Source organism: Rheinheimera sp. (genome assembly GCF_020217005.1).
Classification (GTDB): Bacteria; Pseudomonadota; Gammaproteobacteria; order Enterobacterales; family Alteromonadaceae; genus Pararheinheimera.
Genome location: NZ_JAIWOI010000064.1, coordinates 1 through 10,000, shown reverse-complemented (window position 1 = coordinate 10,000; position 10,000 = coordinate 1). Strand labels below are relative to the sequence as shown.

The 10,000-nt window shown below is 48.4% G+C and carries 10 protein-coding genes and 1 pseudogene; all 11 read left to right on the top strand.

The window, feature by feature from the left end; translation table 11 throughout:
• Nucleotides 1–932 (top strand): murein biosynthesis integral membrane protein MurJ (gene murJ, locus LDL40_RS03210; RefSeq protein WP_300993654.1); only part of this gene is annotated, 932 nt, incomplete at its 5' end.
• A 51-nt stretch (nucleotides 933–983) separates the two neighbouring features.
• Nucleotides 984–1,916, top strand: a complete 933-nt coding sequence (gene ribF, locus LDL40_RS03205) for a bifunctional riboflavin kinase/FAD synthetase (RefSeq protein WP_300993653.1) — start codon at nucleotides 984–986, stop codon at nucleotides 1,914–1,916.
• Between the two features lie 53 nt (nucleotides 1,917–1,969).
• Entirely contained in the window at nucleotides 1,970–4,798 is a 2,829-nt protein-coding gene (ileS, locus tag LDL40_RS03200) for an isoleucine--tRNA ligase (RefSeq protein WP_300993652.1), read from the top strand.
• A complete protein-coding gene (gene lspA / locus LDL40_RS03195) occupies nucleotides 4,798–5,310 on the top strand; it encodes a signal peptidase II (protein ID WP_300993651.1) in 513 nt (170 codons plus the stop codon). Before ileS ends, lspA begins: the two co-directional genes overlap by 1 nt.
• On the top strand, nucleotides 5,307–5,738 hold the full coding sequence (gene fkpB, locus LDL40_RS03190) for an FKBP-type peptidyl-prolyl cis-trans isomerase (protein WP_300993650.1): 432 nt from the start codon (nucleotides 5,307–5,309) through the stop codon (nucleotides 5,736–5,738). Before lspA ends, fkpB begins: the two co-directional genes overlap by 4 nt.
• 2 nt (nucleotides 5,739–5,740) lie before the next feature.
• Nucleotides 5,741–6,670 (top strand): 4-hydroxy-3-methylbut-2-enyl diphosphate reductase, encoded by a 930-nt coding sequence (ispH, locus tag LDL40_RS03185; RefSeq protein WP_300993649.1) that lies wholly within the window; start codon nucleotides 5,741–5,743, stop codon nucleotides 6,668–6,670.
• A gap of 155 nt (nucleotides 6,671–6,825) precedes the next feature.
• Nucleotides 6,826–7,353 (top strand): GspH/FimT family pseudopilin, encoded by a 528-nt coding sequence (locus tag LDL40_RS03180; protein WP_300993647.1) that lies wholly within the window; start codon nucleotides 6,826–6,828, stop codon nucleotides 7,351–7,353.
• Between the two features lie 12 nt (nucleotides 7,354–7,365).
• Nucleotides 7,366–7,785 carry a type IV pilus modification protein PilV gene (gene pilV, locus LDL40_RS03175; RefSeq protein WP_300993645.1) on the top strand — a complete coding sequence of 140 codons (420 nt, stop codon included), beginning with the start codon at nucleotides 7,366–7,368 and terminating at the stop codon, nucleotides 7,783–7,785.
• Nucleotides 7,782–8,714, top strand: a complete 933-nt coding sequence (locus LDL40_RS03170; RefSeq protein ID WP_300993643.1) for a PilW family protein — start codon at nucleotides 7,782–7,784, stop codon at nucleotides 8,712–8,714. Before pilV ends, LDL40_RS03170 begins: the two co-directional genes overlap by 4 nt.
• Nucleotides 8,715–8,716: 2 nt before the next feature.
• Nucleotides 8,717–9,247, top strand: a complete 531-nt coding sequence (locus tag LDL40_RS03165; protein ID WP_300993641.1) for a PilX N-terminal domain-containing pilus assembly protein — start codon at nucleotides 8,717–8,719, stop codon at nucleotides 9,245–9,247.
• A gap of 18 nt (nucleotides 9,248–9,265) precedes the next feature.
• Nucleotides 9,266–10,000, top strand: a pseudogene (locus tag LDL40_RS03160) (pilus assembly protein PilY); the annotation flags it as partial.

Sequence of the window (10,000 nt, the reverse complement as noted above, 5' to 3'; positions counted from 1 at the left end):
CGTTTTTAGCCAAAGCCGGATTATTGGTCATGCCACGTTGGGGCTGGAAAGATCCAAATGTAACAAAAATCCGCACTTTAATGATCCCAGCTTTATTTGGTGTCTCCGTCAGCCAGATTAACTTATTACTGGATGCCATTATCGCGTCCTTTTTGGTCACAGGCGCTGTCAGTTGGTTGTATTACTCTGACCGTCTACTGGAATTTCCTTTAGGTTTATTTGGGATTGCCATTGCCACAGTGATTTTGCCTGGCTTGTCACGTCATTATGCGTCTGCCAGCGAAGAAGCTTTTAAATACACGCTCGATTGGGCCGTGCGTTTTATTTGTTTGTTTGGTATTCCATCCATGATGGGGTTAATAGTGTTGGCAGAACCTATTATTGCCTCTGTTTTTATGCGTGGTGAATTCAGCGCTGATGATGTGGTGAAGACCTCATATAGCTTAATCGCCTACAACACAGGCCTGGTGGCACTGATGCTGATTAAAGTGCTGGCACCGGCCTTTTATGCACGACAGGACATTAAAACTCCGGTGCGTATCGCCATTATTGCTATGGTGGCCAATATGGGCTTTAACCTGATGCTGGCACCTTTTTTAAGTTATGTCGGCCTGGCGTTAGCCACAGCCTTGTCGGGCACTCTCAATGCCTATTTGCTCTATCGTGGCCTAAAGCAGCGTGGGATTTATAGTTTCAGCAGCAAAACCTGCTGGTTTATCGCTAAGGCTTTTATCGCTGCAATTACGATGGCGGGCTGCTTATTTTATGTGATGCCGGATCTGACTGGCTGGATAGCCTTAGGTTTATCAGGTCAGGTGCTGCATTTATTGGCCTATTTTGCTTTTGCTATTGTGGCTTATTTTGTTTTACTTTTTGTGTTTGGTGTTCGTTTGAACGATTTTAAACGCCAGACAAATGCTGAAAGCAAATGATTATATGGGTATAATCAGCCTCTTTTTGCAGCAGCAGAGTAAGAATACCGAATGGAGTTAATTCGCGGCTTACATACAATTCAACCCAGACATCAGGGCTGCGTCTTAACTATTGGCAATTTTGATGGCGTGCATCTGGGGCATCAGGCGGTACTGACGCAATTAAAAGCTATTGCCCGCCAGTTAAATTTACCTGCAGTGGTGATGGTGTTTGAACCTCAGCCACTGGAGTTGTTTAATCCAGAAGGTGCACCAGCCCGGTTATGCCGTTTTCGGGAGAAATACCACTGGTTGGCGCAGCAAGGCGTGGAACGCATGCTTTGTGTGCCTTTCACTAAAGATTTTGCCAGCCAGGAGCCAGAGCAGTTTATTCAGGATTTATTACTGAATAAACTGGGTGTGAAGCATCTGATTGTAGGTGATGATTTTTGTTTTGGTAAAAATCGGGCCGGTAACTACGCCTTGTTACAGCATGCTGCTGCCCAGCATGGTTTTGGTCTGAGCAATACTGCCAGCCTGAAACAAAATGATCAGCGGGTCAGCAGTACCTTGATTCGCCAAGCCCTGGAGCACGATCAGTTAGATCTGGCGGCACAAATGTTAGGCCGGCCATTTTCGTTAATGGGGCGGGTACGGCATGGTCAGAAAGTAGGGCGTCAGTTGGGCTTTCCAACCGCTAATGTATGGCTTTACCGTAAAAATTTACCTGTACATGGTGTGTATGCTGTTGAGGCTGTAACCCAAATGGGTCGTTACCATGGCGTGGCCAATATTGGCTCCAGACCCACTTTGCAGGGTAAAAAAGAGCAGCTGGAGGCTCACTTTTTTGATTTTAACGGCGACTTATACGGCCAGCAAATTGAAGTGATTTTAAAGAAGAAAATCAGGCCAGAGCGACGTTTTGAAGGACTTGCTCAGTTGCAGCAACAAATTGCATTAGATGCGCAGCAGGCGCGCGATTATTTTGCTTTGCCACCCGCTTAAGCGACGGGCAAAGCAACACGAATTTAAACTTAAAGAAGACGGAACAACAACGGATGACTGACTACAAGCAGACTTTGAATTTACCGGACACGGCTTTTGCCATGCGCGCCAACCTTGCGCAGCGTGAGCCACAGATGTTAGCCAACTGGACAGAAAAAAATCTGTACCAGAAAATTCGTCAGGCCAAACAAGGTAAAAAAACCTTTATCCTGCACGATGGCCCTCCATACGCCAACGGTAACATTCACATTGGTCACGCGGTCAATAAAATCCTCAAGGATATGATTGTTAAAGCCAAGACCTTGTCTGACTTCGATGCCCCTTATGTACCGGGTTGGGACTGTCATGGTCTACCGATAGAGTTGGTCGTTGAGAAGAAATACGGTAAGCCTGGCGTGAAGCTGAGCGCCGCTGAATTCCGTCAAAAATGCCGTGATTATGCGTTAACGCAAATCGAAGCACAGAAAGTCGACTTTATCCGTTTAGGTGTGTTAGGCGACTGGGACAATCCGTACCGCACTATGGATTTCAATACCGAAGCCAATATCATCCGCTCTTTAGGTCGTATCATCGACAATGGTCATTTGCAGCAAGGCTTTAAGCCAGTGCACTGGTGTACCGACTGTGGTTCTGCTTTGGCTGAAGCTGAAGTGGAATACCAGGATAAAGTATCACCCGCCATTGATGTGCGTTTCAGCCTGGTGAACGAAGCTGATGTCAGTAAATTCGATCACCCTGAAGGTCACACCGGTTCTGGCCCTGTGTCTGTGGTGATCTGGACGACCACGCCCTGGACTATCCCTGCTAACCGCGCTGTGGCGCTGAATGCAAAAATTGATTACAGCCTGGTGCAAGTCGAACAAGGTCCAAATGGCCCTGAGCGTTTAATTTTAGCGACAGATTTAGTCACTGCTGTGATGGCCCGTGCTGGCGTGGAGCATTACCATAATTTAGGTTTCTGCAAAGGTCAGGCACTGGAGCTAGTGAAATTAAAACACCCGTTGTATGACTTTGAAGTGCCGGTGATTTTAGGTGATCACGTCACGACCGATTCTGGTACTGGTGCTGTACATACGGCGCCAGGTCATGGCCCGGAAGATTTTACCGTCGGTAAGTTATACAACTTAGAAGTGGCTAACCCTGTAGGCGCGAACGGTGTCTATCTGCCGGATACACCACTTTTTGCTGGTCAGCACGTATTTAAAGCCAACGACTCTGTGGTTGAAGCTTTAAAAGAGGCGGGCAAGCTATTGGTGCATAAAGCCTTAACGCATAGCTATCCGCACTGCTGGCGCCATAAAACCCCTATTATTTTCCGTGCGACGCCTCAGTGGTTTATCAGCATGGAACAGAAAGGCCTGCGCGGTACGTCATTAGAAGAAATTGGTAAAACCCGCTGGATCCCGGACTGGGGTCAGCAGCGTATTGAAAACATGGTGGCAGGTCGTCCGGACTGGTGTATTTCCCGTCAGCGTACCTGGGGTGTGCCTATTGCTCTGTTTGTTGATAAAGACACCAGTGCGCTGCATCCGAATACTCCGGCTTTGATGGAGCAAGTGGCTAAGTTAGTTGAACAGTCTGGTATTCAGGCCTGGTTTGACTTAGAAGCTGAGACTTTGTTGGGCGCTGATGCGGCGCAGTATGTCAAAGTGACAGACACGCTGGACGTCTGGTTTGACTCAGGTGTGACTCATGCTTGTGTGATTGAACCTCGTGCTGAATTCCATGGTGCTACTCAGGCCGACCTGTATTTAGAAGGTTCGGATCAGCACCGTGGCTGGTTTATGTCGTCTCTGATGACGGGTGTGGCTATTAAACACCATGCGCCATACAAACAAGTGCTGACCCATGGTTTTACCGTGGATGGTGAAGGCCGCAAAATGTCCAAGTCGTTGGGCAATGTGGTGTCGCCGCAGGACGTGATGAACAAGTTAGGCGCAGATATACTGCGCTTATGGGTAGCGACCACGGATTACACCTCAGAGATGACAGTCTCTGATGAAATCTTAAACCGTGCTGCCGACAAATACCGTCGTATCCGTAATACAGCCCGTTTCCTTCTGGCGAACTTAAAAGGTTTTGAGCCAGAGACGCAACTGGTGCCATTTGAAGAGATGGTGCAGCTGGATTTATGGCTGGTGCAACGTGCGGCCAAATTGCAGCAGGAAATTGTCGATGCCTATGAAAACTATCAGTTCCATCAGGTCAGCCAGAAGCTGATGAATTTCTGTACTGTGGAGTTGGGTAGTTTCTACTTAGACGTGATTAAAGACCGTCAGTACACCGCAAAAACCGATGGCTTAGCCCGTCGCTCCTGCCAGACGGCTTTATTCCATGTGGTACAGGCCATGGTGCGCTGGATGGCGCCTATCATGAGCTTCACAGCACAGGAAATCTGGGAAGTGATGCCAGGACAGCATAGTGAGTTTGTCTTTACTGAAGTCTGGTATCAGGGTTTAGATACTGTTCCTGCCGGTCAGTTTGATGATGCCTTCTGGCAACAACTGCTGGAAGTGCGTGATGCAGTCAACAAGGTGCTTGAAGTAGGCCGCCGTGATGGCAAAATTGGTGCTTCATTACAAGCTGAAGTGACTTTATACGCTAAAGGAACGCTTGCGACAGACCTGATGTCTATTGGCGATGAGTTACGTTTTGCCTTGTTAACCTCCACTGCAGTGGTATCAGCCGAAGCTGCTCCTGCTGATGCAGTAGCCACTGAAATGGACAACCTGTTTGTGGTGTTGAACGCTTCCACAGCGCCTAAGTGTGACCGTTGTTGGCACCACAGACACGATGTGGGTCTGAATCCAGCACATCCGCTGATTTGTATCCGCTGTGTGGATAACGTCGAAGGCGCTGGTGAAGTAAGGAAGTTTGCCTGATGCAGTTATTCAGAGAAACCGGCTGGCGCTGGTGGTGGCTGATTGCGCTGGTATTGGTGGTTGATCAGCTCAGCAAAATCTGGGTGATTCAGAACTTCAGCTTAGGCGAATCTGTGTCTTTGTTGCCGGTGTTTAATTTTACGTACGCTCGTAACTATGGTGCAGCATTTTCGTTCTTAGGTGACGCAAGTGGATGGCAGCGCTGGTTTTTCACATTGATCGCTGTAGTGGTCAGTGTCGTATTAGCTGTCTGGTTAAGCCGTTTGACCAAAACTCAGCTGAAATTATCTTTAGCACTGAGCCTGATCATCAGCGGTGCTATTGGTAATTTAATTGACCGCAGCTTGTATGGCTATGTGGTGGATTTTCTGCATGTGTTTTATCAGAACTGGCATTACCCTATTTTTAATATCGCCGATTGCGCTATCAGTATTGGCGCCGTTTTACTGATTTGGGATAGCTTTAGTAATGAGAGCGAAACCCAGAAAGCCACTTCAGGAGACAAGCAGTGATCATAGGTCCTGGTAGTACTGTGATATTTCACTTTGATATTAAGTTATCCGATGGCAGCGCTGCTGAAAGCACCCGCGTGCATAACAAGCCAGCCAAACTGCAAATGGGCGATGGTAGCTTATCTCCCGCTTTTGAAGCTCAGTTAGGCGGTATGGCGGCTGGCGATAAACGCACCTTTACGCTGGCGCCTGAAGATGCCTACGGTATGCCTAATCCGGACAATATTTATTATGTAGACCGCAGTAAATTCTCGAGCGACGCTCCGGCCAAAGTTGGCATGATCGTAGGTTTTGCAATGCCAGACGGTTCTGAATTGCCGGGTCTTATTCGTGACGTGGTGGGCGAGTCTGTTACAGTAGATTTTAACCATCCGCTGGCTGGTCAGACTCTGACCTTTAATGTTGAAATCGTACAGGTTATCAATTAATTATGGATATCTTACTCGCCAATCCACGGGGTTTTTGTGCCGGTGTCGACCGTGCTATCAGCATAGTCTCCCGTGCGCTGGAAATTTACGAACCGCCTATTTATGTGCGCCATGAAGTGGTGCATAACAAATTTGTGGTGGATGGCTTACGTCGTGCCGGTGCCGTCTTTGTCGACGAGCTGGACGAAGTGCCGGACGATGCCATCGTCATTTTCAGTGCCCATGGTGTGTCGCAGGCTGTGCGCGAAAATGCCAAACAGCGTGGCTTAAAAGTATTTGATGCTACCTGTCCTTTGGTGACTAAAGTGCATATGGAAGTCACCCGTGCCAGTCGCAAAGGCATAGAATGTATTCTGATTGGCCATGCCGGACACCCTGAGGTGGAAGGCACTATGGGCCAATATGACAACCCGGAAGGCGGTATATACCTGGTCGAGTCGGTGGAAGATGTGGAGCAACTGCAGGTGAAGAATCCTGCTGCATTGTGTTTCAGTAGCCAGACCACTTTATCGGTGGATGACACGGCTGATGTGATAGATGCGCTGCGTAAGCGTTTCCCTGATATTGAAGGGCCACGCAAAGACGATATCTGTTACGCCACACAAAACCGTCAGGATGCGGTGCGTGAGCTGTCTGCCAAAGCTGAACTGTTACTGGTAGTTGGGGCGAAAAACAGCAGTAACTCAAATCGTTTACGTGAACTGGCTGAGAAAATGGGCTGCCGATCTTATTTGATTGATACAGCTGAAGACATTCAACAGGATTGGTTAGCCGATGTGCAATCTGTTGGTGTGACAGCAGGGGCTTCAGCGCCTGAAGTTCTGGTGCAGCAAGTAGTACAGCGTTTAACCGAATGGGGGGGTAAGCAAGTGATTGAGCACCCTGGCCGCGAAGAAAACGTCATTTTCGCTGTACCGGCGGAGCTTCGCTAACACTTTAATTTCAAATGGTTTTCTCCTTGTTAACCTTCACCTGCAACAACACAGTGTTGCAGGTGAAGCCTGCTGTATCCACCTAGCATCCTGTCGATCCTTTGCTATGCTTAAACCCTCGGCTATTAGCAGCTGGCTGTGGGAGTAGTAAACAAATGGATGCTCGTCCTTTGTTACAGTGGCAAAAAGCCTTTACCCTGATAGAACTGATGATTTCCATTCTGGTGCTGTTAGTACTTATGGCTATCGCTGTGCCTTCTTTTACTGAGTTAGTGGCGCGAAACAGGTTATCAGGCCAAGCCAATGAATTGCTTTCGGTGATCCAACTGGCTCGCTCTGAGGCCATTAAACAAAATCAAACCATACGTTTGTGTAAAGCTAACGCCGATCTGGACACGTGCTCTGCCGCTTCAGGCTCTTGGACTGGCTGGTTAGTTGTAGATACAGCCTCTCCGGCTACAGTGATCCGGGCAGGCCGTTTTGACAGCAGGTTGACTGTCAGTGCAGGTTTTACCGAACTACGTTTTAGCGGCCAGGGCTTGATCCGCAGTCAGGCCAATCAACCGCTGAATTCCACCTTTGAATTATGTGCTGATGGTAGTCAATTTACTGACAACGGCAGAATTCTGAGTTTCTTGTCCGGTGGGCGCAGCAGCATACAGCTGTCCCAATGTGGCAGTTGAGCAGGAGTTTATATGGTCAGTTCCCCCAGCTCCCATCAAACATTCAGCCCGCAGCAAGGCATTGCATTAATAGAGGTACTGATTGCTGTGTTGGTGCTGGGAATAGGTTTATTGGGCATAGCGGCTTTGCAAAGCACTTCAGTGCGTTATAGCCAAAGTGCGCAGGAACGCACCACAGCTCTGATTATGGCCAGCACTTTAACTGAAGTTATTCGCTCTAATCCTGATATAGCACGCTCTGGCGCTTATGCTGGTGATTGTGAGTCTGAGTTATTGGCCGATTGGGCTTTGCAGCTACAAACTGCAACAGCTACGGCCACTTGTCCTGAAGTGGATTGGGATGCTGGCGCTGGTGTTTATACTATTAACATCAGTTGGCAGGACGAGAAGGTGATCGGATCCACTAGTTTTACAATTCAGGTGCGCCCATGAGAAGACAAACCGGCTTTACTTTGTCTGAACTGATGATTGCCATGTTGCTGGGATTGCTGCTGACCGGAGCAGTGATAGGAGTTTACTTGTCCAATAGTAAAACAGCAGAGCTGAATACGGTACTGGGAGAATTACAGAACTCCAGCCGTACTACTTTTGAGTTGATGGCCAACGATATCAGGCGCTCAGGTTATATCGGCTGTGGCAACGCCTCCCGGGTTGTTAATGTGCTGAATGCGGCTAACGTGGCAGCTTCTGCCTGGGCGATCTGGAATGGCGGTATTGAAGGTTTCGAACAACCTGCTCCAGCCGTCAACGGTGTTACTCCTTTGCCTGGTACTGATGCTATCCGGCTGATGTATGGTTCCGGCCGCAGTTACAGTGTGCAATCTCATGATGCAGTGCTAAGACAATTAGTACTCAGCACTGCACATCAACTTCAAAATGGTGAGCTAGTGATGCTATGTGACGAAGCCTTGAGCAGTATTTTTGCGGTCAGCGCAACAGACCTAACCAGTGTGTTCCATGAGGTCAATGGTGGAAATTGTACTTCAGGTTTAGGTTTTCCACTGGTGTGTGACGGTGGGGCGGGCACAGTGAAGCAATATACCGTCAATGCTATGCTGATGAATTTTGATTCAGTCAGTTGGTATGTAGCGACCAGTACAGATCAGCAAAGCACCTCTTTATTTAGGGTTAGAAATGATGGCAATGCGGAGGAAATCCTCTATGGAGTTGGCGATCTGCAACTGGAGTTTATGGATGAACGCACCAGAAGCTGGCGCAATGCAGATCTGGTACTGGATTGGATGGACATTATTTCAGTACGTATTTCCTTGCAGTTTATTAGCGCTGCAGTTTCGGATCTGCAGTTGCCTGAACAAATGAGCCGGATCAACTACCAGGTCAGCATTAGGAACAGGATCTAGGTATGAAAACAGCGTCATTGCAGTCAGATCCGGTGGCATCATCACAACAAGGTATTGCACTGGTGATCAGTTTACTGCTGTTACTCGCCATTACCTTAGTAGCGGTCAGCAGCATGCAGTCGAGTTTATTGCAGGAGCGCATGAGTGCGAATTTGTATGACAGACAATTGTCTTACCAGCAGGTCGAAGCAGCCTTGCTCGAAGCCGAAGTTATGCTGAATGTGAATGACCCCGTGGCCTTAATTGATGGCGCTGGCGTCTATGATTTGCCAGTAGCTGGTGCAGAGGATCGCTGGAATGACAACAGTGTGCAGTGGTTATCTGCAACGGCGTTAAATGACGAAAACAGCACCAATGCTGTTTATCTGATTGAATACATGGGCGACTGGCCTTATCCGCCCGAATGCGCCGACGTGGCCAGCAAAGATAAAATCTCAGTAGGGTGTTTATCCCCAACATTCCGTATTACGGCGCGGACGGCGTCGGATAACGGCAGAGCTGCAGTGATGCTGCAAAGTTTGTTCAGGCGTTAAATTGCTGAGGCGAAGCTGATGAAACAAATCGCGTCGTTCACAAAAATCATGCTGCTGACAGTTGCTCTGAGCAGCTTTTGCAGCATAGCCGCTTTGGATTTAACCTCTCCGCCACTACAAACCGGTAGTTCGGTGGAGCCTAATATCATGTTTATGATTGATGACTCAGGCTCAATGCATTGGGAAGTGACACCAGATTTGTATGCTGACGATCCACATTATGTCTACCCCAGAGTGACGGGCATTTATGGTGATTCTGATGCAACTCATCAGGTGGTGTCGTTCCGGGATGAAAGTAATGCAACCAATCTCAATGCAGCCAATAATAATGAGGCTTTGTTTGCCAGAGCTTTGCGCTCTTATGCCTTAAACAAGTCTTACTATAACCCCTCTATTACCTATAAGCCCTGGATCAAAGCCGACGGCACCTCCTACCCTGACTCGAATCCTGCTGCCGCTTATCATCACCCTTTTCGTACCAGCAAAGGCAGCCGTAACCTGACGGTGAACGAGACGTCCAGCGCAGGCTGGCGCTATTGTACTATTACAGCAACCTCTAAAACTAACTGCCAGAATACTACGGCCAGCCGTACTTTTTACCCTGCGGTGTATTACAACCACACGGGGGGTAGCTTATTTACCTACACCAATTACCAGCGGGTAGAAATTAATGCCGCCACTTTAAGTTACAGCGGCGAAGGACGGGAAAATCGCACTGACTGCTCGGCCGGCACCTGCACTTATGCGCAGGAA